The 22,346-nt window shown below is 64.5% G+C and carries 24 protein-coding genes and 1 tRNA gene; 3 read left to right on the top strand and 22 right to left on the bottom strand.

Going from position 1 to position 22,346, the window contains the following annotated elements; all coding sequences use genetic code 11:
- Positions 1-4: 4 nt before the first annotated feature.
- From PP1Y_RS20235 to infA, 6 genes are all read right to left on the bottom strand, one after another.
- Complete coding sequence (locus tag PP1Y_RS20235; protein ID WP_369799485.1) at positions 5-1,201, bottom strand: efflux RND transporter periplasmic adaptor subunit; 1,197 nt, start codon at positions 1,199-1,201, stop codon at positions 5-7.
- A gap of 233 nt (positions 1,202-1,434) precedes the next feature.
- Positions 1,435-1,510 (bottom strand) — tRNA-Phe (locus PP1Y_RS20230).
- Positions 1,511-1,611: 101 nt separating this feature from the next.
- On the bottom strand, positions 1,612-1,779 hold the full coding sequence (gene yacG / locus PP1Y_RS24870; protein ID WP_065762418.1) for a DNA gyrase inhibitor YacG: 168 nt from the start codon (positions 1,777-1,779) through the stop codon (positions 1,612-1,614).
- Positions 1,776-2,750 carry a ribonuclease E/G gene (locus PP1Y_RS20225; RefSeq protein ID WP_013833872.1) on the bottom strand — a complete coding sequence of 325 codons (975 nt, stop codon included), beginning with the start codon at positions 2,748-2,750 and terminating at the stop codon, positions 1,776-1,778. The genes yacG and PP1Y_RS20225 overlap by 4 nt, the downstream gene beginning before the upstream one ends.
- Positions 2,743-3,378: a nucleoside triphosphate pyrophosphatase gene (locus PP1Y_RS20220; RefSeq protein ID WP_232512469.1), complete on the bottom strand. Its 636-nt coding sequence runs from the start codon at positions 3,376-3,378 to the stop codon at positions 2,743-2,745. The genes PP1Y_RS20225 and PP1Y_RS20220 overlap by 8 nt, the downstream gene beginning before the upstream one ends.
- A complete protein-coding gene (gene infA, locus PP1Y_RS20215) occupies positions 3,359-3,604 on the bottom strand; it encodes a translation initiation factor IF-1 (RefSeq protein WP_007014967.1) in 246 nt (81 codons plus the stop codon). The genes PP1Y_RS20220 and infA overlap by 20 nt, the downstream gene beginning before the upstream one ends.
- 199 nt (positions 3,605-3,803) lie before the next feature.
- Between infA and PP1Y_RS20210 the strand changes: the two genes are divergently transcribed.
- Together PP1Y_RS20210 and uvrC are read left to right on the top strand one after the other, a co-directional pair.
- Positions 3,804-6,758: a TonB-dependent receptor plug domain-containing protein gene (locus PP1Y_RS20210; RefSeq protein WP_041559035.1), complete on the top strand. Its 2,955-nt coding sequence runs from the start codon at positions 3,804-3,806 to the stop codon at positions 6,756-6,758.
- Positions 6,759-6,831: 73 nt separating this feature from the next.
- Positions 6,832-8,775 (top strand): excinuclease ABC subunit UvrC, encoded by a 1,944-nt coding sequence (gene uvrC, locus PP1Y_RS20205; protein WP_173364737.1) that lies wholly within the window; start codon positions 6,832-6,834, stop codon positions 8,773-8,775.
- A 17-nt stretch (positions 8,776-8,792) separates the two neighbouring features.
- On the opposite strand, the gene PP1Y_RS20200 is transcribed toward uvrC, so the two are convergent.
- The 9 genes from PP1Y_RS20200 to PP1Y_RS20160 form a co-directional block, all read right to left on the bottom strand.
- Positions 8,793-9,098, bottom strand: coding sequence for a hypothetical protein (locus PP1Y_RS20200; protein WP_013833868.1), 306 nt, complete (start codon positions 9,096-9,098; stop codon positions 8,793-8,795).
- Positions 9,099-9,194: 96 nt separating this feature from the next.
- Positions 9,195-10,031, bottom strand: a complete 837-nt coding sequence (locus PP1Y_RS20195; protein WP_013833867.1) for a transcriptional regulator — start codon at positions 10,029-10,031, stop codon at positions 9,195-9,197.
- Positions 10,028-11,200 (bottom strand): GNAT family N-acetyltransferase, encoded by a 1,173-nt coding sequence (locus PP1Y_RS20190; protein WP_013833866.1) that lies wholly within the window; start codon positions 11,198-11,200, stop codon positions 10,028-10,030. Before PP1Y_RS20190 ends, PP1Y_RS20195 begins: the two co-directional genes overlap by 4 nt.
- Before the next feature lie 173 nt (positions 11,201-11,373).
- Positions 11,374-13,470 (bottom strand): sodium-translocating pyrophosphatase, encoded by a 2,097-nt coding sequence (locus tag PP1Y_RS20185; protein WP_013833865.1) that lies wholly within the window; start codon positions 13,468-13,470, stop codon positions 11,374-11,376.
- 145 nt (positions 13,471-13,615) lie between these two features.
- Positions 13,616-14,584, bottom strand: a complete 969-nt coding sequence (thiL, locus tag PP1Y_RS20180; RefSeq protein ID WP_013833864.1) for a thiamine-phosphate kinase — start codon at positions 14,582-14,584, stop codon at positions 13,616-13,618.
- A 39-nt stretch (positions 14,585-14,623) separates the two neighbouring features.
- Positions 14,624-15,067 (bottom strand): transcription antitermination factor NusB, encoded by a 444-nt coding sequence (nusB, locus tag PP1Y_RS20175; protein WP_007014975.1) that lies wholly within the window; start codon positions 15,065-15,067, stop codon positions 14,624-14,626.
- Positions 15,064-16,353, bottom strand: a complete 1,290-nt coding sequence (hisD, locus tag PP1Y_RS20170; RefSeq protein ID WP_013833863.1) for a histidinol dehydrogenase — start codon at positions 16,351-16,353, stop codon at positions 15,064-15,066. Before hisD ends, nusB begins: the two co-directional genes overlap by 4 nt.
- Entirely contained in the window at positions 16,353-17,012 is a 660-nt protein-coding gene (gene hisG, locus PP1Y_RS20165) for an ATP phosphoribosyltransferase (RefSeq protein WP_007014977.1), read from the bottom strand. Before hisG ends, hisD begins: the two co-directional genes overlap by 1 nt.
- 173 nt (positions 17,013-17,185) lie before the next feature.
- Positions 17,186-17,458 carry a BolA family transcriptional regulator gene (locus PP1Y_RS20160; RefSeq protein ID WP_173364736.1) on the bottom strand — a complete coding sequence of 91 codons (273 nt, stop codon included), beginning with the start codon at positions 17,456-17,458 and terminating at the stop codon, positions 17,186-17,188.
- 39 nt (positions 17,459-17,497) lie between these two features.
- On the opposite strand from PP1Y_RS20160, the gene PP1Y_RS20155 reads away from it, so the two are divergent.
- Positions 17,498-18,088, top strand: a complete 591-nt coding sequence (locus tag PP1Y_RS20155; protein ID WP_038575398.1) for a J domain-containing protein — start codon at positions 17,498-17,500, stop codon at positions 18,086-18,088.
- Between the two features lie 12 nt (positions 18,089-18,100).
- Here PP1Y_RS20155 and PP1Y_RS20150 read toward each other — a convergent pair whose 3' ends face one another.
- The 7 genes from PP1Y_RS20150 to PP1Y_RS20120 form a co-directional block, all read right to left on the bottom strand.
- On the bottom strand, positions 18,101-18,559 hold the full coding sequence (locus PP1Y_RS20150) for an SRPBCC family protein (RefSeq protein ID WP_007014980.1): 459 nt from the start codon (positions 18,557-18,559) through the stop codon (positions 18,101-18,103).
- Between the two features lie 33 nt (positions 18,560-18,592).
- On the bottom strand, positions 18,593-19,246 hold the full coding sequence (locus PP1Y_RS20145) for a glutathione S-transferase family protein (protein WP_013833861.1): 654 nt from the start codon (positions 19,244-19,246) through the stop codon (positions 18,593-18,595).
- Positions 19,243-19,629 carry a VOC family protein gene (locus PP1Y_RS20140; protein WP_007014982.1) on the bottom strand — a complete coding sequence of 129 codons (387 nt, stop codon included), beginning with the start codon at positions 19,627-19,629 and terminating at the stop codon, positions 19,243-19,245. The genes PP1Y_RS20145 and PP1Y_RS20140 overlap by 4 nt, the downstream gene beginning before the upstream one ends.
- 70 nt (positions 19,630-19,699) lie before the next feature.
- Entirely contained in the window at positions 19,700-20,326 is a 627-nt protein-coding gene (locus tag PP1Y_RS20135; RefSeq protein ID WP_013833860.1) for a glutathione S-transferase family protein, read from the bottom strand.
- A gap of 76 nt (positions 20,327-20,402) precedes the next feature.
- Positions 20,403-21,203 carry a VOC family protein gene (locus PP1Y_RS20130; protein WP_013833859.1) on the bottom strand — a complete coding sequence of 267 codons (801 nt, stop codon included), beginning with the start codon at positions 21,201-21,203 and terminating at the stop codon, positions 20,403-20,405.
- 2 nt (positions 21,204-21,205) lie between these two features.
- Positions 21,206-21,565, bottom strand: a complete 360-nt coding sequence (locus PP1Y_RS20125) for a DUF1428 domain-containing protein (RefSeq protein WP_013833858.1) — start codon at positions 21,563-21,565, stop codon at positions 21,206-21,208.
- Between the two features lies 1 nt (position 21,566).
- Positions 21,567-22,247 (bottom strand): glutathione S-transferase family protein, encoded by a 681-nt coding sequence (locus PP1Y_RS20120; RefSeq protein WP_013833857.1) that lies wholly within the window; start codon positions 22,245-22,247, stop codon positions 21,567-21,569.
- Positions 22,248-22,346 lie beyond the last annotated feature (99 nt).

The following is a 22,346-nucleotide window of genomic DNA, read 5'->3' as shown; positions in this document are numbered from 1 at the left end:
GCGGTCAGTCTTGCTTGCCGGAAGGCTTGGCGGGCGAGGCAACCTTTTGCGGCGTGGAAGCCGGTACCGGCTTGATCGCCGCGCCCTGCTTGAGGCCGTTCAGCCCGTCGACAATGATCTTGTCGCCTTGGGAAAGCCCATCGGTGATGACCGAGTATTGCCCTCTCGTGCGTCCGGCTGTGACCTTGCGGCGCATCGCCTTGCTGTCCTTGTCCACGACCATGACATAGGCGCTGCCGTCGAAGTCCCGCAGCACTGCGGCTTGCGGCACGAGATAGGCGTTCTGTTCGACGGACTGGTCGAAGACAGCGTTCACGAACATGCCCGGCAGCAGCAGGCCTTCGGGATTGGGGAACTGGGCGCGAATGGTGACGGTGCCGGTCGATTCGTCGACTGTCACCTCGGAAAATTTCACGGTGCCGGTCGCAGCGTAGTCCGTTCCGTCCTGCAGCTTGAGGTGAACCGACGTGCTTCCCGCACTCACATTGCCCCGGCTCAGTTTCTGGCGCAGGGCGGTCAGGTCCGTGGAGGACTGTTTCATGTCGACGTAGATCGGGTCGGTCCGCTGGATCACAGCCAGCGGGTCGCTCTGGCTTGCGCTGGCAAGAGCGCCGACCGTGAACAGCGAGCGGCCGATACGACCGCTGATCGGCGCCGGAACTGTAGTGAAGCGCAAGTTGATGCGCGCGGTATCGAGCGCCGCCGCATTCTGCGCAACGGCAGCCTTGGCGACGCGGGCCTGCGCCAGCGCGTCGGTATAGTCCTGCTTGGCAATGGCTTCCATGTCGGCGAGCGGCTTGTAGCGCTCGGCCTTCACTGCGGCGGCATCGGCCGAGGCACGGGCGCTGGCGAGGTTGGCCTCGGACTGGTTGACGGCGGCGCGGTAGAGGCTGGGGTCGATCTGGAACAGCGGCTGTCCGGCACGGACATAACTGCCCTCGGTGAAATAGCGCTGCTTGATCACACCCGAAACCTGGGGGCGCACTTCCGAAGTCTCATAAGCAACAGTGCGGCCGCCCAGCATGACTTCCACCGGCACGTCAGTCGGCTTGGCGACGACATAGCCGACGGTAGCCGTTCTGGCGCCGCGATCCTGCGACGATTCGCCAGAGCAGGCCGAAAGCGCAGTCAGGGTAATCGCCGCAATGATGCCACGTCGAAGCTGCCCGGCGGGCACCGGTTCGGAGGAGAGAAGTTTCAAGACAAGCACCGTCTGATGATCAGAAGGCCTTGATATCCGTTCATTCGGATGACGCCGCAAGCGTCCATTTCGCAATTGCGACAAATTCTTACAGGCATGCGAATGACGATTACAGTTCGCACGGGTCGGCGGCGGATTTCCGCCTCGATTGGAGGCATCTGCCTTGGGAGATTACCGGTGATTAGGGGTTAAGGCCTGTCTTTCCACTCTGTGCCTCCCTGGGGGGAGGAGAGTGGTGCCCGGGGACGGAATCGAACCGCCGACACCATGATTTTCAGTCATGTGCTCTACCAACTGAGCTACCCGGGCATCTAAGCCAGCGACGGTTGCGATTGTGTCCCGTCGAGCGTTGGTGGCGGGCCTATGACGAAGCTCGCGCACCTTTGCAACCCCCTATCGGTCAGTAATTTTCATTCATCCTGTGGAATATCGGAAAAGCTGGGGGGACCGGGCAGGGCATAGCCGTCGTCCAGCCACCGCAACAGGTCGCGGTCGCGGCACCGTTTCGAGCAGAAGGGACTGTGCTCGGCGACGCGGGGTTTGGAACAGATCGGGCATTTGCGTTCGGAGCGGGTCATGATGCCACGGCCTGCGCGAATCCTGCGCCGAGTGCAAGGTTGCTGTCCGGCTCGATGCGAATGCGGCGCCCAGTGCGGCGTTGCAACTCGTCATGCCATTGAGGCGCAATCGCCGCACAGACCTGCGGATGGGCCTTCAGAAGCAGCACGCCGGGTTCGCTGACGGATTCCGCGCGGCGCAGGAGGTGCCTGGCAGTGGCCGCGAAAGGGGCCTGGCGTATGCGCTGGATGATCGACTGGCATTCGAGCCGGGCCACGAGCTGGACGAATCCGAAACCGTTCATCGCTGTGCGCTGGTGCGGCCAATGGTCGAGCGCGGCGGCAAGGGTGTCATCGACCTCGCGGCGATCGTCCTTGCGCTCCAGTGAAGGAAAGTCGATTCCGATCGAACCGGCAAGGTCGAACTGACCGATTGCCTTGGCGATGGCGGGAATCGCTGCAAGCGCGAGTGTGCGCGGGGCTAGCGTGCCGTCGATGTCGATCAGGGTCATGGCCGGCGTCGGGCTAACGACGATCGAGCCGCCTTCGAACTCAATGACGCCGTCGAGCGCTTCGGCGATGATTTCGGGCCAGGGATCGTCCGGAAACCGGGTGACCAGGCGCACCGGTGTCTCCGTTTCGCGCAGGCGTTGTGCAAGCGAAGGAGCAGGGCGCACGGGCCGGTCGGTGAATCGGGCCTGGGCGCGCTTGAGGCGCCCGGTCTCGGCAATGGCTGCGCGAGTGATCGTGGCCCGCACACTGGCGCCTTCGCTGGCATCGGCGGGAAGGCCGTCGATCAGGGCTTCCTCACCGCCCGGAAATCGCACCGTACCCCGCCGGGCGCCGCGGCGCCGGGAAATGAGCGTGACATCCGCCGTTTCGCCGGCTGCCAGCCTACCGGGCCATTCGAGCCGCGCGGCCAGCACTTGTCCGGCCTCGACGAGGATTGCCCGGGTTTCCCCGATTCCTTCCTCGACCAGCCACTCAGCCAATCGGGAATCCTGCCGCCTTGAGCAGGGCGCGGGTTTCGAACAGGGGCAGACCGACGACGCCGGAATGGCTGCCACCGATCCAGGCGATCAGGCCCTCGGCGCTGCCCTGGATGGCATAGCCACCGGCCTTGCCGTGCCATTCGCCGCCGGCGATGTAATGCTCGATCTCTTCGCGGCTGAGCGGCTTGAAGCGCACGACCGTTTCGGACATGCGTTCACGCAAGGTACCGTCGGGGCCCTTCAGCGCGATCGCGGACAGCACGCGGTGACGCCGTCCGGACAGAAGTTCGAGGCAGGCGCGCGCAGTCTTTTCGTCTTCCGCCTTGGGCAGGATGCGGCGTCCGCAGGCTACGACCGTATCGCCCGCCAGCACATGCGCGCCGGAGACCTCGACCGCCATGGCCTTTTCGCGAGCCATGCGCCGTGCATAGACGCGCGGGAGTTCACGCGGCTCGTGGGCTTCGTCGATCTCTGCGGCGATCACGGCGTCCGGCTGCAGGCCCAGGCGCACGATCAACTCGCGGCGGCGCGGGCTGGCCGAAGCGAGAATCAGCCGGGGGCTGTGGGCGCGGGTGTCACCGGCCTGCGTGCCGGAGACGTGCAGGGCCTCAGTACTGACCGGGGCCACCGCGACCGGGCATGAAGCGATAGGTGATGCGCCCCTTGGTAAGGTCATAGGGCGTCAGTTCGACGAGAACTTCGTCGCCAACCAGCACGCGGATGCGGTTCTTGCGCATCTTGCCGGCGGTATGGCCAAGGATCTCGTGACCGTTTTCCAGTTCGACGCGGAACATGGCGTTGGGAAGCAGTTCCACAACGCGACCGCGCATCTCGAGGAGTTCTTCTTTCGCCATCGGCGATCAATATCCGTAGTTTTGCTGCAACAGTGCGGCGCGCCATAGCTACGACTCGCGAAAAAGGGAAGCCTCGCTTGTTCATTCGCGCGCAAGTTACTTGCGACAAATTGTTACCCGGCTGCGGCTTGCGGCTTGAATCCACTGACGGCAAGAGCGCCATGGGAAGGGGAAAGCATATTTTGGCGGAGTGTTTTGTTTGCGGTCCCACCTTTGGCTTCCCCTGATAACGGGTGCATCCCTGCCTTCCCTGGCTTTCGCACAGGTTACGGCGCCTGCCACGATCATCGATGAGGATGACGACGCGATCGAAGTCAATTCGAGCGAGATTGTCGTCGTCGCACCGCGCTTTCGCGGGCAGATCGATGTGCCCAACCAGCCGGTCCAGACTTTCGACGAGGAAGACATCGCAGCCTATGGCGCTGACTCGATCGCAGACCTGATCGCAGCGATATCGCCGCAGACGGGCAGCGGGCGCGGGCGCGGTTCGGGCCGCCCGGTGATTCTCGTCAACGGACAGCGCATCACCAGCTTCCGTGAGCTGCATCGTATCCCGCCCGAGGCGATCCGGCGCATGGAAGTGCTGCCCGAAGAGGTCGCCCTGCGCTTCGGCTATCCGGCAAACCAGCGCGTCCTCAACATGATCCTGAAGGACAACTTCGCGTCGCTCGTGGCGGCGGGCGAGTACAATGTCCCGACGCGCGGCGGCTATGACAACTACGAAGCCGAAGGCGGCATCTTCAAGATCTCAGGGCCGCGCCGGTACAACTTCTCCGCGAAGCTGACCGAAACGACGATGCTGACCGAGGACGAGCGCAATATCCGGCAGAGCGCATCGGGCCAGCCGACAGTCGCGGGCGACCCCGATCCGGCACGCTATCGCAGCCTTGCAGATGCCGCTTCCACGCTCGAACTGAACGGCACGATGACGCAGGGCATCGGCGAGGGTGGACTTGCCGGTTCGATCACGGTCAACGGTGCCTATACGCATGAGCAGACGACGTCGCTTTCCGGCCTCGACACGGTCACGTTGAGCTATGGCGGCGACAACGAGATCCGCACGTTGCCCGATCCGCTGACGACGCGCTCGGTTGTCGACACCTTCGAGGGCGGGCTGGGTTACAACACGATGATCGGGGACTGGACGTTCTCGACCACGGCGGACGGCAGCTATACCGACACCAACACGCGCACCGACCGGCGCCGCGATACCGATGCCCTCGTGGCTGCTGCTGCAAGCGGCGCCTTGGCGATTGGCGGCGCGCTTCCCGCCGTGCCCGGTGCCGGCGTCGACGTCGCGCGCAATCGCGCGCTCGCACTCGCAACGCTGACCACGTTGTCCGGTCGGCCGTTCCGGATGCCCGCGGGCGACGCCAGCCTGACGATCAAGGGCGGCTTCGATTTCAACCGCACCACGAGCGAGGACAGCCGCACCGACATCGGCGCCTTTACGCTGAGGCGCTCGGACGTGTCCGGGGGCGTCAACCTCGCCGTGCCGCTGACCAGCCGCGGCGAGGATTTCCTGGGCGCCGTCGGCGACTTCACGCTGAATGTGGGCGGCGGGATCGATCACCTCTCGGATTTCGGTTCCTTGAAGAACTGGAACCTGGGGCTGACGTGGAATCCGACCGATACGCTGTCCTTTCAGGCGAGCTATCTGGTGGAGGACGCGGCGCCGAGCCTGTCGCAGCTGGGCGCACCCACTATCCTGACCTACAACGTTTCGGTCTATGACTTCACCAATTCGACGACCTCGCTGGTGACGGTGACGTCCGGCGGAAACCCCGATCTGGTCAAGGAAAAGCAGCGCGACATCAAGCTTTCGGCGACCTGGAAACTGCCTTTCCTCGATCGCTCCAACCTGCTCGTCGAGTACTTCCGCAACCGGTCGAGCGACGTCACCAAGTCATTCCCGTTACTCACACCCGCGATCGAGGCGGCGTTTCCCGGACGCGTCACGCGCGACGCATTCGGCAACCTCATCGCCATTGACCGGCGCGCCGTGACTTACGACGAGGTCTCGACTTCCAGCATGCGCTGGGGCTTCAACATATCCGGCAAGCTGGGTAGCGACAGTGCTTCAGGCGGCGGTGCGAGCCGCGGCTCTTCTCGCACGGCAGCGCCTGTGCATAGCGCGCCGTCGACGCCGCCCGGTGGCTTTGACGGTCCGCCTCCCGCCGGCGGCGGAGCTTTCGATCCATCGCGTTTCGAGGCCTTGCGCAAGAGCCTGTGCGCACCGGAGGGCGAGGGCACAGCATCGCCCGATCTTTCGGTCATGCCCGAACGAATGCGCGAACGCCTCGTTGGGGCCGATGGCAAGGTCGATCCCGACAAGCTGGAGAAGATGAAGCAGAGGGTCTGTTCGGCTGAAGGCCCGGGTGCTGCCGGAAGCTTCGATCCTGAGCGCTTCGCGCGCATGCGGCAGGCGGTCTGTGCCCAAGGCAGCACCGGGCCCGATCTTTCAAAGCTGCCCGAACCGGTAGTGGAACGTCTCAAGGGCTCCGATGGACAGGTGGACAAGGCGCGTCTTGCCGCCATGCGCGAGCGGATGTGCAGCAACGGCGGCGCCCGGGCACCGGAAGCAGGCGCGGCGCCGGTGGAAAAGAAGCAGTCGGGCGAATCGTCCTCCGGTGGTGGTGGCAGCCAACGCTCGGGCTTTGGCCCTCCGGGCGGCGGGCGCTGGAACCTCTCGGTCTATCATACCTGGCGTATTGTCGACCGGGTGCGCATTGCACCGGGCGTCCCGGAGCTCGACGAACTGGCGGGCGATGCGATCAGTGCCGGCGGCGTTCCGCGCCATTCCATCGAGATGGAGGGCGGCCTGTTCAAGAACGGCTACGGCCTGCGTCTCAAGGGCGAATGGAATGCCCCGGCCAAAGTTAACGGCAGCGGCCTGCCCGGCAGCTCCGACTTGCGCTTCGGCAGTACTTTCGTCCTCGACGCGCGGCTTTTCGTCGATCTCGGCCGCATGGAGAGCCTCGTTGCCAAGGCTCCATTCTTCAAGGGCGCGCGGCTTGCGCTGACGGCTGACAACCTGCTCGATTCGCGCCAGAAGGTTACCGACGGGAACGGCGCCGTGCCGCTGGCCTATCAGGCCGCCTACCGCGAGCCGCAGGGCCGCGTTGTGGGGATCGACTTCCGCAAGATGTTCTGAAGCGCCGTCTCAGTTGAGGATGACATGGTGCGCAGGTCTACCGCTCGCGCGCACCATGTCCTATCTGGCGGGCATGGCGCGTACTCCAGCCGGAACTCCCGATCACCCAAAGGGGCTCGAACGCTTCAACGAGGAGCGGGCGACAACGACCGTGCGCGGGTCGGACAAGCCCGACCTGCAGGCCGGTGCGGAAGTGATCCGCGACACGGTGCGCACCTTGCCGCACAGGCCCGGCGTCTACCGCATGCAGGATGCGCGCGGGGAAGTGCTTTATGTTGGCAAGGCGCGCGCCTTGAAGAACCGTGTTGCCAATTACGTCCAGTGGGAACGGCTGCCCAGTCGCCTGCAGCGCATGGTCAGCCAGACCCGGTCGATGACGATCGTCACGACCAATTCCGAGGCCGAGGCGCTGCTGCTCGAAGCGCAGCTCATCAAGCGCTTTCGCCCCGCCTACAACGTGCTGCTGCGCGACGACAAATCGTTCCCGTTCATCCTGCTGCGGGCGGACCACGCCTTTCCGCGGATCATGAAGCACCGCGGCGCGCGCAAGGCCAAGGGCAACTACTATGGCCCCTTCGCCAGCGCGGGATCGGTCAACACCACGATCAATGCACTGCAGAAGCTGTTCCTGCTGCGCAGCTGCACCGACAGCTTCTTTTCCCGGCGCGACCGACCTTGCCTGCTCTACCAGATCAAGCGCTGCTCTGCCCCGTGCGTCGACCGGATCGACGAGGCGGGTTATGCCGAGCTGGTCCAGGAGGCGAAGGATTTCCTGGGCGGCAAGTCCAGTGCGGTGCAGCGCAAGATCGAATCGCAGATGGCCGAGGCGGCCGAAGCGTTGGACTTCGAGCGTGCCGCGATGCTGCGCGACAGGTTGCGCGCCGCCACGTTCATCCAGGGCAGCCAGGCGATCAATGCCGAAGGCCTCGACAATGCCGACATCTTCGCGATGGCCAGCAAGGGCGGGCAGATCGGGGTTCAGGCCTTCTTCATCCGCGGCGGGCAGAACTGGGGGCACCGCGCCTTCTTCCCCGCGCACACCGAGGGGTTATCGGAGGAAGAAGTCCTGCAGAGCTTCCTTGCCCAGTTCTATGAGGAAGTGCCGCCAGCGCGCACCATCCTGATCGACCGCGAATTGCCCGAGGCGGACCTTCTGGCCGAGGCGTTCCGCGAACTGGCAGGAGGCAAGGTCGAGATCTCCGTGCCCCAGCGCGGCAATCGCAAAAGGCTGATGGCGCAGGCCCATCGCAATGCGGTGGAAGCGCTCGACCGCCGCCTCGCAGAGCGCGGCACGCAGGCCAGGATCCTGCGCGAACTGGCCGAATTCCTTGAACTGCCGGACGTGCCGCAGCGGATCGAGGTTTACGACAACAGCCATATCCAGGGCACCAAGGCCCTGGGCGCCATGGTTGTCGCCGGGCCCGAAGGCTTTCTCAAGAACCAGTACCGCAAGTTCAACATCAAGTCGGCCCGGACCGACGACGACTACGCGATGATGCGCGAAGTGATGACCCGGCGATTCGGGCGGGCGCAGGAGGAAGATCCCGAGCGTGAAAGCGGGACCTGGCCCGATCTCGTCCTGATCGACGGCGGCAAGGGACAGATGAGCTCAGTGAAGGATGCGCTCGAGGAACTGGGCATCGAGGACGTTCCGCTCATCGCGATTGCCAAGGGACCGCACCATGGCCGCGAAGGGCGCGAGGTATTTCATTTCCCCGATGGCCGGGAAAAGATGCTGCCGGTCAATTCGCCGCTGCTGTTCCATCTCCAGCGCCTGCGCGACGAAGTGCACCGCTATGCCATCGGCGCGCATCGGGCCAAGCGCAGCCGGGCCATTTCCGCCAGCCCGCTCGACGAAATTCCGGGCATCGGCCCGGCGCGCAAGCGGGCGCTACTGCTGCATTTCGGTACGGCAGGGAAAGTGCGGGCGGCCAGTCTGGAAGACCTGCAGCGCGCGCCCGGCGTGAGCAAGGCCGTCGCCCAGACGATCTACGATTTCTACCACCCGAACGGCTGAAGCCGCGCCCCGATCCGTCAGCGGTGCACTTCGGCCGTCACGCGGTGGAAGAAGGGATGGTGCGGAGTCGCTCCATTATGAATGTTGTTGAAGATCCCTCCGCACAGGCTGCCCAACCGGGCCGCGGCGGTCGAGACTTCCTCGCCGGTGCGGACGTCGATGTGCAGTTTTAACTTTCCATCGAATTCGAAGAAGACCTTGATGGCCTTGGGAAATTCAGATTTTAGAACTTCAAGTAATTTGCCAAGCTCTTCGGCAATAGAATTCGCCCTCGTCGCCTGAGGGAAAGGCTCGACCTGGCTGATGTTGGTGACTTCGGACATGGTACACCCCTGTGTTCCCAGAAGTGTTCTAACAGGCGGCTGCGAACTTGTGCAGGGGGAATGCGGTTTTTGCGAGCGGTTATTAATTGGTAGGCGTTACCCTGCGCCCAACTTGCGCGCTACTCTCCAGCCATAGGCCTTCGCCAGATTGCGCGCTGGCCAGCGGCTGGGACTGCGGGGCTTCAAACCGTATTTTCGCAGCAAACCGTTGAAGGCGCGGGCATCCGCTTCGGCAAAGCTCCATTCGGAGCGCCAGGTAATCGAAAGCGAAATCGATGGTTCCGGTCCATTTCGGACGAAATGCGGCGCCATGACCGGGACGAACAGCGCCTCTCCTGCAGCAATCGCGAATTCACGGCCACCCGAGAGCAGATCTTCGCTCCAGCGCAATTCCCGACCGCCGCCAGTGTGGTAGGTTTCGTGCACTTCGTCGGGCGCATAGCGGGCATCCCCGGCGGGAAACTGCGTCATCACCTTCGAGCCGCGCACCTGCAGCAGGATATTGTGCTCCGGATCGAAGTGATAGGGCGTCACACCGCCTGCCGAGGTCACGAAGACGAAGCCCTGGGTCTTCATCATGCGCCCGGTCCTAGCCTCGATCTGCGGGCGCAGTTCGCCGAGAAGGTCCTCCAGCAAGGCCGCGTAGGACGGATGCTGCTCTATGTTCTTGAGCGCGGCCCACGAATTGCTCGTCTCGATCGAACGGATCGTTTCGCCGATGGGAATGCCGGTCGCCGCAGGCTTGCCATCGATGCCGATGGGCTGGTTGCCGGCGTTGTACTCTATCGAGGCTTCCGGCAGCGCTTCGGCAAGATCGGCAAGCGCACCGAAGTCCAGCAGCGGATGGGCACTGAGTGTGTGAACCAGCTTATGCGGAATTTCCGGGTAGTTGGCAGCAAATGTCGCGCGGGCGCTGGGCGGGAAAACGCTCATGAAGACGTTCCTGTGGGATTGCGCGCAGTCTCGGCGCGCACGAATTGGCGGAAGGCGGCGCGGCGCAGGCGTCCGCCGATTGCGATGGATAGACGTCCGACCGGGCGACGCTCACGCCAGAAGTGGTCGATCATCGGGTGGTCGGAGGCTGCGCAACTGTCCGTCCAGGCGATATCCTCGCGCGCGAGCATCTCGAGGTTCTCCCGCTGCAGGAGGACGCCGGGGGAGAAGCGGGCGTAGGTTTCGTCGAAGGCGGTCTTGAACGAGAAGGCCCCCGGTGGAGACAGGAACGTCGCCAGCATCGCCAGCGGCCGACCGTCCAGCGTCAGCGTCAGCCGCTCCAGCTTGCCGTTCAAGGCGCCGCCCGCGAGGCTTTCGCGCAAGAGGCTCTCCGTCGCCGGATCGCAGGCGAGGGCGGAGCCGGCCTTGCCCTTCCAGCCCGAAGCCTCGAGCGAGAGGAAGGCATCGCACCATGCCTCGATCCCTTCGGCATCGCGCTGGCGGATCGTGGCAAGTTCGCCTTCATCGGCGAGGCGCTTGGCCTGGCGGCGCAGTTCCTTGCGCTTCTTGGTAGAGAGAGATGCCTCGAGATAGGCCTGCGCGCCAAGATCGGAGGCCAGCATGGCGCGGTGTTCAAGGTGGACGAGCGCGGCTTGGCGCCGCTGCTCGGCAAGGACGCTCTCCAGCGCGGCGTGAAGCGGCGTGCCGAGCGGCATGGCGCGCAAGTGCATGAACAGGGCTGCGCCGGGGCTATGGTCGGCCCACTTGAGTATCGCTCGCCAGAATTCGTGTTCGCTTCCTTGCGCAACCAGCGGCGCGCCGCAGAAACAGTTGGCATGCAGCCAGCTCGAGATCTGGGGGACCGGCCAGCGATAGTAACGGCCCGCGCGCAGGACCGGCAGGATTCCGGCGAGGCGGCCGCCGCGTTCGAAGCGCAGGATCCTCACGCGGTGGGTCTCGGGCAATTGCCGCAGCGAAGGCAGCAAGTACCAGCTCTCGAAAAAGGGATTGGGCTCACTGGCTTCGCGCGCAAGACTGTCCCACGCGGCGATCTCCGCCTCGAGGTGGTGCCAGGGAACGCAGCTCAGGGTCCCGGCGTCGGCACGCAGGTCGACGGTATCGGTCGCAGGGACCGGGCGCGTGCGTTCCTCCTTGGGCAGGCTTGCCACTGTCCTGAACTTCCACTTCGAGCGAGCATGGATTTCCTGAAGCTGACCTAGCGGGTTTCCTTCAAGGAATTGCTAACGATGCCCGGTCACCCTGTTTCGGCGCGAAGCAGGCAGAAAAAAGGGCCTGACGGATGATCCGACAGGCCCTCAGGCTTACCGTCGTGCGGTAACCTTTATCCTGCGGCGAGTGCAGCGAGCAGCAGCAATGCCACGATGTTGGTGATCTTGATCATCGGATTGACGGCCGGACCCGCGGTATCCTTGTAGGGATCGCCCACGGTATCGCCGGTGACCGCGGCCTTGTGGGCTTCAGAGCCCTTGCCGCCGTAGTTGCCGTCCTCGATGAATTTCTTGGCATTGTCCCATGCGCCGCCGCCCGAGGTCATCGAGAGTGCGACGAACAGGCCGCCCACGATCACGCCCAGCAACAGGGCGCCCAGAGCAGCGAAGCCGTTCTCGCGCCCGGCAACCGCAGTGATCACGTAATAGACCACGATCGGCGCCAGGACCGGCAGCAGCGAGGGGATGATCATCTCCTTGATCGCCGCCTTGGTGACGAGGTCGACCGTGCGGGCATAGTCGGGCTTCGAAGTGCCCTCCATGATGCCCTTGTTCTTGGCGAACTGGTCGCGCACGTCGACGACGACATCACCTGCCGCGCGGCCCACCGCGGTCATGCCCATGGCTCCGAAGAGATAGGGCAGGAGCGCGCCAAGCAGCAGTCCGACAATGACATAGGGATTCTCGAGACTGAAGTTGACGGTCAGCCCCGGGAAGAACTCCCGCAAGTCGGTCGTATAGGCGGCGAAAAGGACCAGCGCGGCCAGGCCGGCAGAACCGATGGCATAGCCTTTGGTGACCGCCTTGGTGGTGTTGCCCACGGCATCGAGGGCATCGGTCTTTGCGCGCACCGCGTCTTCCAGTCCGGCCATTTCCGCAATGCCGCCGGCATTGTCGGTTACCGGGCCATAGGCGTCGAGCGCCACGACCATTCCCGCCAGAGCGAGCATGGCGGTTGCCGCATAGGCAATGCCGAGCAGGCCCGCGAGCTGGTGGGCGACGATGATGCCGGCGACGATGACGATCGTCGGCAGCGCAGTCGCCTCAAGGCTGATGGCAAGGCCCTGGATCACGTTCGTGCCGTGCCCCGTGACCGAAGCCTTGGCGATGGACTTGACCGGGCGAAAGTTGGTGCCGGTGTAGTATTCGGTAATCCAGATGATCAGGCCGGTGATTACCAGGCCCACCAGCGCGCAGTAGAACAGCGAGCGGCCGTTGAAGTCGGCATCGCCGATCGGCGTTTCCATGCTGCCCAGGGCAAAGCTGATAGACCACCAGATCGCCGGAACCGACAGCACGGCGGTGACCAGGAAGCCCTTGTACATGGCGCCCATGATGTTGTTAGACTTGCCGAGGCGGACGAAATAGGTGCCGATGATCGAGGTCACGATGCACACGCCGCCGATCAGAAGCGGCAGCGACATCATCTGGATGAGCACTTCACCGAGGTTCTTCATCAGCAGCGCGGTGAGGATCATCGTTGCGCCCACGGTGACGACGTAGGTTTCGAACAGGTCGGCGGCCATGCCGGCGCAGTCTCCCACGTTGTCGCCCACGTTGTCGGCGATGACGGCCGGGTTGCGCGGGTCGTCTTCGGGAATTCCCGCCTCGACCTTGCCGACGAGGTCGGCGCCGACGTCGGCGGCCTTGGTGAAGATACCGCCGCCAAGACGCGCGAAGATCGAGATCAACGACGCGCCGAAGGCCAGGGCCGTCAAGGCCTGGACGACGGTGCGGTCTTCACCGCCTACGCTGTATCCGGCAGGGCCGGTCAGGTACCAGAACAGGACCGAAATCGCGAGCAGGGCGAGGCCCGCCACGAGCATGCCGGTAATCGCGCCGGCGCGGAAAGCCAGCGTCAGCCCTTGCTGCAACCCTTCCTGGGCTGCGGCCGCGGTGCGCACGTTGGCACGGACAGAGATGTTCATGCCGACGAAACCTGCCACCCCCGACAGGACGGCGCCTGCGACGAAGGCCACGGCCGAAATCATGCCCAAGGTTACCGCGATGATTATGGCGACGACGATGCCGACCAGTGCAATCGTGGAATATTGCCGCTTGAGGTAGGCCTGTGCGCCTTCCTGAATGGCCGCTGCGATTTCCTGCATCTTTTCATTGCCGGTCGAATTGACCAGAACTTGCCTACTGGTCTCCAGGCCATAGATAATGGCCAGAAGTCCGAGGCCTATTGCGATCGTGACTAGACTCACAGAACGCCCCCTTCCCAAAGAGTTCCTCTATTTCGGCGAGTTTTCCCGCTCGAAGTGGCAAGGGCTATAGACAAGGCTCGATACTGGCAAGCGCCATGTTCTAAGGGCTTGCGTACTGTTCACCGACTTGTGCGCGGTCGCAATGTCAGTGCTGGTAGCCGAGGCGCTCGGGCAGGGGGACAGGTTCGTCGTCGTGCATGAGCGTCAGTCCATCGCCCTTGACGACGACGCCGACGGCATTGACCTCGCATCCAAGGCCTGCTGCCACTTCGCGAATTCCGGCAGTTCTTTCCGGCGGCGCGGTGAACAGCAGGCAGTAGTCGTCGCCTGCCGTGACTGCGGCGATCCGGGCAGCGCGGTCCTGTCCGGCGGTCTCGCGCAAGGCGCGCGAAAGCGGCACGCTTTCGAGGCCAAGGACGATCCGCACCGCGCTTGCGCCCGCCATGCGCCGCGCATCGACGAGAAGGCCGTCGGAAATGTCCATCATCGCATTGACCATCGGGCCAAGCGCAGCGCCGAGTGCGGGAACGGGGGAAGGGCGGCGGTAGCGTTGGCTTAGCCAGCGGGCGTTTTCGGCTGAGAGCGTGGCCGCATTCAACTTGCCGCCGAGGAGCGCGAGCCCGACCCCGGAATCGCCGATCGTCCCGCTGACCCATACCCGGTCGCCCGGCCGTGCGCCCGAACGCGAGGGGACCGGGCAGCCATGTGGCCCGCGACCCAGCGCCGTGAGTGAAAAACTGCGCGGTGCGCCTTCGGGCATTCGCACCGTATCCCCGCCCAGCAGGGGAAGCGCGAAGTGATCGGCAGCTGCCCTCAGGCCGACGAGAAACGCCGCGTCCCAGGCGTCTTCGCCAAGTGCATGGGAATAGAGGCAGCCAAGCGGCTGAGCGGCTTTCGCCGCCAGGTCGGAGACGTTGACGGCGACCAGCTTCCACGCGACGTCGGCCGGCGGATCGGCGGGCAGGAAATGCACGCCTTCGACCACGGTATCCATGGTCAGGACCAGCTTTTCCTCGCCGATTTCGATTACGGCAGCATCGTCATCGAGCCCGCGCGCGGCCGGATCTGTGGCAATCGCACGCAGCGCTTCGATGAAGGCAAATTCGCTTGTCACACCAGCAGCATGACGATGAACGCCGATCCTGTCGAGGGTTCAGCGAACCGCCTTGGCGACCGAATCGAGTACGCCGTTGACGAACTTCGCCTCGCGCGCCTCGAAGAACGCGTGGGCGACGTCGACATATTCGCTGATCGCGGCGCCGGTCGGCACGTCGGCACGGGCCATCAGCTCCCATGCGCCGCAGCGCAGGATCTGAAGCATGGTCTTGTCGAGGCGGGCGAGCGACCAGCCTTCGGCCAGCTTGCCGGTGAGGATCTCGTCGATCTCGTCGCGGCGCGCGATCACGCCCTTGACGACGTCGTCGAAGAAGGCGGTCTCGGCCTTGGCGTACTGGTCCTCGTCGATCTCCATGCCGAGGCGATGGCGATGGAATTCGTCGAGCAGCGAGGCTTGCGGCGTCGCTTCCATGTCATGCTGGTAGAGTGCCTGCACCGCGGCGAGGCGGGCGGCGGCACGGGCTTTGTTACGGGCGGTCATTGGCCAAGCCTTACTTGAATCGAGCGCGCATGCGCGGGGAGCCCTTCCGCATCGGCAAGGGCGACGGCGGCGGGGCCGATGGCCTCGAGCGCCGCCTGGTCGAGCTGGATGAAGCTGGTGCGCTTCATGAAATCGAGGACCGAGAGGCCCGAGGAGAACCGTGCGCGCCGTCCGGTGGGCAGCACGTGGTTGGGACCCGCGACATAGTCGCCGACCGCTTCGGGGGTCATGCGTCCGAGGAAGACCGACCCGGCGTGGCGGATCTGCTTCATCACCGCTTCGGGATCGTCCGTGGCGATCTCGACGTGTTCGGCCGCCAGTGCATTGGCGAGGGCAGGGGCCTCGTCGAAGCTGCCGACGACGACGATCACCCCGTTGTCGTTCCAGCTGGTGCGGGCGGTCTGCTCGGTTGCCAATGCTGCCAGTTCGGTCTCGACGGCCGCAGCCACGGCATCGGCGAAGGCAGCGTCGTCGGTGATCAGGATCGACTGCGAGGTCGGATCGTGTTCGGCCTGGCTCAGCAGGTCGGCGGCGATTCGGCGCGGTTCGTTCTTTGCGTCGGCGATCACGAGGATTTCGCTCGGCCCGGCAACCATGTCGATGCCGACAACCCCGTAGAGCTGGCGCTTGGCTTCGGCGACCCAGGCATTGCCCGGCCCGGTGATCACGTCGACCGGGGCGATCCGCCCGGTGCCATAGGCCAGAGCGCCAACGGCATGAGCACCGCCCACGCGCCACACCTCGTCCACGCCGGCCAGGTGCGCGGCGGCGAGGACAAGCGCGTTTACTTCGCCCTTGGGGGTGGGGGTGACGACGACGAGACGCTCGACGCCTGCGACTTTGGCGGGAATCGCGTTCATCAGCATCGATGAAGGATAGGCCGCGCGTCCGCCGGGGACGTAGAGGCCCGCAGCGTCGACCGCGCGCCAGGTTGCGCCGAGGCGCACGCCGGCCGCGTCGGTGTAGTCGCGATCCTCGGGAAGCTGCGCTTCGTGATAGGCGCGGATGCGGGTCGCAGCCAGTTCAAGGGCTTCGCGCAGCTCGGGCTTGAGCGCTTCGAAGGCCTCACGGCAGGTTTCGGCGTCGACCTGCCAGCCGCTCCGTTCCAGGTCGTGCCCGTCGAAGCGCTGCGTGTATTCGGACAGCGCAGCGTCGCCGCGTTCGCGCACGGCGGCAAGGATTTCGGCAACGTCCTTGGCGACATCGACCGCGCTTTCGCGGCGGTCGGCGACGACGCGCCGGAAGGCTTCGGCGAAGCCTTCATCGTGTGTCGAAAGGCGCAGCATCAGGCGGGCGCTCCGGCGCCTTCGGCAACGAGTGCGCGGAAACGCTCGACCAGCGAGGCCACACGCTCGTCGGTCTTCAGGGCGGCGCGGTTGACGATCAGGCGCGCGGAAATGTCGAGGATGCGGCTGGTCTCGACCAGACCGTTTTCCTTGAGCGTGCGCCCGGTGGAGACGAGATCGACGATGCGGCTCGAAAGGCCCAGCGTCGGGGCGAGTTCCATCGCGCCGTTCAGCTTCACGACTTCGGCCTGCACGCCCAGCTTCTCGAAGTGGCGGCGGGTGAGATTCGGATACTTGCTGGCGATGCGCAAGTGCGAGGGCAGCGGCCCACCGACCTTGTCAGCCATCTCGGCAACCGAGAGGCGGCAATGACCGATGTCGAGATCGACCGGGGCATAGAGGTCGGAATAGTTGAATTCCTCGACCACGTCCGAGCCGACGATGCCGACTTGCGCAGCGCCATGAGCGACGAACGTGGCAACGTCGAATGCGCGCACACGGATCAGGCGCATGTCGCTGCCTTCGCAGGCAAAAGACAGCGCGCGCGACTTCTTGTCGTGGAATTCCGCATCGGGCACCACACCGGCGCGCGCCATCAGCGGCAGCGCTTCGTCGAGGATACGGCCCTTGGGCACGGCAAATGTCAGCGGATTTGGCATAGGGCGCGCATTTAGGCGCGGCAGCGGCAAAGGGCAACACGCGATGGAGGGGCGATGCGGCGCGATCGTCTGGATGGCCTGCCTCCATCGCCCCGGTTGTTCATTCAGAGGCCCGCGAGGACCTTGCTGCCTTGTCGCCGATCCGGCCGGATGCCGGGCCTAGGGGCCTGGACCTACTCCCCGGGTGCGCGGGCCTTGATCGCCAGCGCATGGACCCGTTGACCCGGGATGTCGCCCAGCGCCGCATTGACGAGGCGTTGGCGCTGCAGGCGCGAAGCGCCGGCGAAGCGCTCACTCTCGATCACGATGGTAAAGTGCGATTCGCCGCTGCCGTCATCGCCCGTATGACCGCTGTGACTGGCGGAATCGTTGGTGATTTCGAGATGGGTGGGGGCAAAGGCCGCTGTGAGCAGTTGCCGCATTTCCTGTGCTATCGGTCCGTTCATGTCTTCCATTTAGGCGCATCCGAGTCCATCTTGAAGCGGGTGAAGTACAGCAGATTTCATGGAAGACACGAAACCGCGGGCCGCGAATGCAGCTGGCCCGGGTGCGAGCATGCGGGCGAATTCCGGGCGCCGGGGGCTCGTCCCTCGGGATTTGACGGCCCGGGAGACTACCGCTGGTTCTGCCTGGAGCACGTGCGGCAGTTCAATGCGGGCTACGACTATTTCGAGGGCATGGAGGCCGAAGAGATCCTGCGCGCCCAGTCGCCGCTACACGGATGGGAAACGCATACCCGCGCCTTTCGGCCCGACGCCGGGGTGGACGGCGTGCCGCGCTGGGCCGACTTTGCCGATCCGCTGGAGGCGATCAGCGGCAGGGCCCGCGCGCATGTGCGGCGCAGCCAGGCTGGGATGGGCCCCCAGAACCATCGCTTCACGCCGGACGAGCGGCGCGCACTCGACGTGCTCGGGCTGAACGCGGACATCGACCGCCGGGAGCTGCGCCAGCGCTACACGAGCCTGCTGCGCAAGTATCATCCCGACCATAACGGCGGTGACCGCGGCCACGAGGCGCGCCTGCAGGTGGTGGTCGAGGCCTACCAGTTGCTGCGCCGGGCGGCCGCTTTCGCCTAAGCGCAATTGCGCTTAGGCTGCTTCGGCTTCGCAGATCTCGGCAAGCTGGGCGGCGCAGGCATTCCAGCCCTCGATGAAGCCCATTTCCTCATGGTTGCGGCGGGTTTCCTCGCTCCAGTGGCGGGCCCTGGCGGTATAGCGCGTGCCGTCTGCTTCGGGCGCGATTTCCCAGATTCCGATCATGAAAGGGCCTGATGGCTGAAAGTCCCCGACGACGGCATCGGTAGTCACGAAGCGCTCGCCCTCGTCATAGGCGAGGTAGATGCCGACCTGCGGGGCGACTTCGCCATTGGGGCCGTACATGGTCATCCGGCAGGCGCCGCCAGGGCGGCGTTCCTGCTGGTCCACCTCGACGCGCCATGGCCTGGGGCACCACCATTCTTCCTGCCGCTCGGCCATGACTTCCCAGACCTTGGCAGGCGGCGCGGCAATGAAACGGGTTACCGACAGCTCATTGGATGCCTCGGACATCGATCTCTCTCCTTTTGGAAGTCCGGTTTCGATTCAGTCCCGGTCGGGCGCGCCGAGCGGGAAAAAGGCGCGATAAGGCCGGGCGGCATCGACACATTTGGCGACCGGGGGCAGGGCGAGCAGGTGAGCGCGCCAGCGTTTGAGCCGCGACATGCCATCGGCGATGGGATGCACCCAGTCGGCGTAGAACAGCGAAGGCGCCGCCGCGCATTCGATCAGCGTCACGCTTTCGGGCAATTCGTAGGATCCGAGCCAGGCTTCCAGCCAGCCGTACGTGCGGTCCAGCCGTCCGCGCTGTTCGGCCACGCGCGCCATGTCGGGATTCTCGGGCGCGCGCAGGTATTCGTCGACCACGGCCTGCATCGGGGCCATGACGTAATTGTCGAAGACCCGGTCCATCATCCGCACCCGCGCGGCTTCGGATGCATCGAAGGGAAGCAGAGCTGCATCGGGCGCGTGATGCAACGCGATGTGCTCGACGATCGATGTCGCTTCGAAAATGCGGGTCTTGCCGTCGACGAGGACCGGAAACTTGCCGAGCGGCCCCGTCGTCTGGACGACTTCTCCATTTTCGGGATGGTCTGGGTCGACGATGCGAAAGTCGAAGGCGATCTGCGCGGCGTGAAGCGCGATCATCGCCTTCCAGGTATAGGACGAAAAGGGGTGACCGTAGAGCGCGAGACTCATGCTTCAGCTTCTGAGTAAGGAGCAGTCAGGGCTTCGAGGTTGTGGCCGTCAGGCCCTTCGAAATAGACGCCCCGGCCGCCGAACCTGTGATTGATCTGCCCGGGTTGTTCCTGGCCGGGATCGGCCCAGAAGCGGATGCCCTTTTCCTTGATGCGGGCGAAGATGGCGTCGAACTCTTCATCGCTGACCAGGAAGGCATAGTGTTGCCGCGCGATTGGGCCCTCTCTGTCGGCAAAGTCCAATGATGCTCCGTTGGCGAGTTCAAGGACGCGAAAGCGTCCGAAACTGCCCGGCTCGGGCAGGCCGAGAATATCCGCGACAAACCTCGCCGAATGATTCTTGTCCGAAGACCATACGATCGTGTGGTTCAGCTCGACGCTCACGCTTCCGCTCCGCTTTGCGCGCCCTCATAAGCCTTGCCTTCGCGCGCAAGGCCGGTGCGGTTCTTCGCTGTCATTTCCTCATCTCCGCTATCAGGGCATTGTCGACCGCCTTGGCTGCCTTGTAGGCCCGGCGCGACTGGACCCGCTCGGCATAGCCGACGAAAGCCCGGCGGGGCGGCATCACGCCGAAATTGAGGCCCCAGTCGACCGAACTGCCGACATAGACGTCGGCCATAGTGAAGCGGTCCCCGCAGACCCAGCGCACGTTGTCGAGATGCGCTTCGAGTGCGTCCATCGTGCGATCGAAGCTGCCCCAACCGGCCATCGCCTCCTGCTCCGGCGTCGGTTCGAAGCGGAGACTGCGCGAAGTGATCGCCTGCTCGACCGGCCCCGAGGCGAAGAAAGTCCAGCGATAGTAGTCGGCCATCTCCGAATCGTTGGGCAGCAGGCCCGCCTCGGGATGCATTTCGGCGAGGTAGAGGCAGATCGCTGCAGCCTCGGTCACGACCCTGTCGCCATCCTCGGCATGATGGATCAGGGTCGGCACCTTGCCCATCGGGTTGGCGGCAAGAAATGCGGCCGGCTTGTCCTTCCAGTCAACGAGGACCTGGTCATAGTCCGCACCCGCTTCGTGCAGGGCCCAGCGGGCGATCTGTCCGCGCGACATCGGGTTGGTGAAGAAGGTATAATCGGCCACTGTCCGGTCTCCTCAAGACGCCAAGGCTTTAGGGGAACATGCGTAGAACATGTGCCGCGCGTCAATGCCTATTCGCTTATTCGCCCTTGGGGCCGACCAGACCGAACGGGGCGCCATGAGGATCGAGACCGACCACGATCCATTCGCCGCCCGGAACTTCGTGCGGCCCCATGATGATCTGCCCTCCGGCATCTTCGATCCGCTGCTTTGCGGCGAGCAATGAGGGCACCCCGAAATAGAACAGCCACAAGGTTGGCTGCTGCGGGTTCATCTGCGGCATGATTGCGCCCAGGGTGACGCCGTGATGATCGATGAAGCAGTAGTCGCCCATCTCGCCCATCGCCATCTTTTCGTTGAATGCGTATCCGAAATGACGGGCGTAGAAGTCCATCGATGCGGCCTGGTCGGGACTGGCCAGTTCGTTCCAGCGCACGTGCTGGTTTTCGGACACGGAGAAGACGTCGCTGGCGGCATCGGGCTTATCCGCAGGCGGGATCGGGGCCATGAGGTAGATCGGGACGCCCTGCGGATCGGTGACCATCGCAATGCGGCCTACGGGCAGGTCGCTTGCGGGCATCATCACCTTGCCGCCTTCCGCTTCGATCTCGGCCACTTCGCGGTCGACATCGGGCGTATGAAGATAGGGCAGCCATGTGGGCCGTGCGCCGCCGGCAACCATCTCGTCCGTCAATTTGAGCATTCCGCCCGCATTGCCGCCGTCGGAACGCTCGAACATGCGGTAATCCATGCCGCCGGTCTGGTCAGGCGTACCTGCCGCAACCGTCCAGCCCACGACGCTGCCGTAGAAGCGCGCCGCCGCATCGGGATCGGTCGTCATCAGTTCGTACCAGATGAAGCTTCCTGTAGGATTGGTCATGGTCACGCTCCCATGTCGACGACGGGCGTAAAGCCGCCGAAGATCATCCGTGCCCCGTCGAAGGGGACGGGATTGTTGTTCATGTCCATGCGCGGATCGGCCATGACGGCGTCCATGCCCTTGTCGCGGGTGGCCTTGTCGGGCCACTCGATCCAGCTGAAGACGACCGCCTCGTCGTCCCGGGCCGCGACGCTGCGATAGAAATCGGTCTGCTTTCCGTGCGGAACGTCTTCAGCCCAGCATTCGACGACGCGGCTGGCGCCCTTTTCGACGAACAGCGCGTCGAATTCCTCGGCATGGGCGATGAAGCTGGCCTTGTTCGCGATGGGCACCGCGATCACGAATCCTTCGACATAAGTCATGTCAGGCTCCTGCGGGTTCGACCGGGGCATGGGCATCGAAAACGTCCAGTTGTGCTTTTAATGCAGTCTGGAACGCCGGACGTGCAGTGGCCCGTTCGACATAGGCGGCGAGGCCGGGGCGGTCATCGAGCTGTCCGCGTCCGGCCAGTTCGCGCAGGGCCGTGACCATCGCGATATCGGCGATGGAAAATTCGCCGGCGATCCACCCGTCCTGCGGCGCCCGCGCTTCGAGCCGGTCGAGCCGCCTGGCCACGGTTTCCAGCAGTGAGGGGCGGCGCAGGGGCGCCCAGTCGGACTTGGCGGAGAAAGTCTCCACATTGTTGAGTTCGAATACCATCGGCTCGATGCTGTTGAACGCAGCGAACAGCCATGAAAGCGTCGACGCGCGGGCTTGCCCGCTTTGCGGGAGAAGACCGCCGCCTCTCTCGGCCAGGTGGATCAGGATCGCTCCGCTTTCGAACTGGCACACTTCACCGTCGCGCAGGAACGGCACCTGGCCCCAGGGTTGGTCGTCGTAATACCATTCGGGCCGTTTCATTGCGCTGATCAGCCGCTCGCGATAGGGCAGGCCCAGTTCCTCGCAGGCCCAGCGCGGGCGCAAGTCGCGCACGAAACCGCGAGCAAAGGAAGGGACCCAGTCGAAGGCAGTGATCTCGATTTCGGCATCGGGGCGAATCGGCATCCGTACTCTCCTGTATGTCGACGAACGGCGGGGGCAGTCCGTGTTGGCTTTCGATGCGCTTTATGGCGAATCGAGCTTGCGCAAGGGTGTGCTTGAGGG

Origin of the sequence: Novosphingobium sp. PP1Y (genome assembly GCF_000253255.1) — a bacterium.
Taxonomy (GTDB): domain Bacteria; phylum Pseudomonadota; class Alphaproteobacteria; order Sphingomonadales; family Sphingomonadaceae; genus Novosphingobium.
The sequence above is the reverse complement of the archived record's forward strand: the minus strand, read 5'-3'. Positions and strand labels throughout refer to the sequence as shown.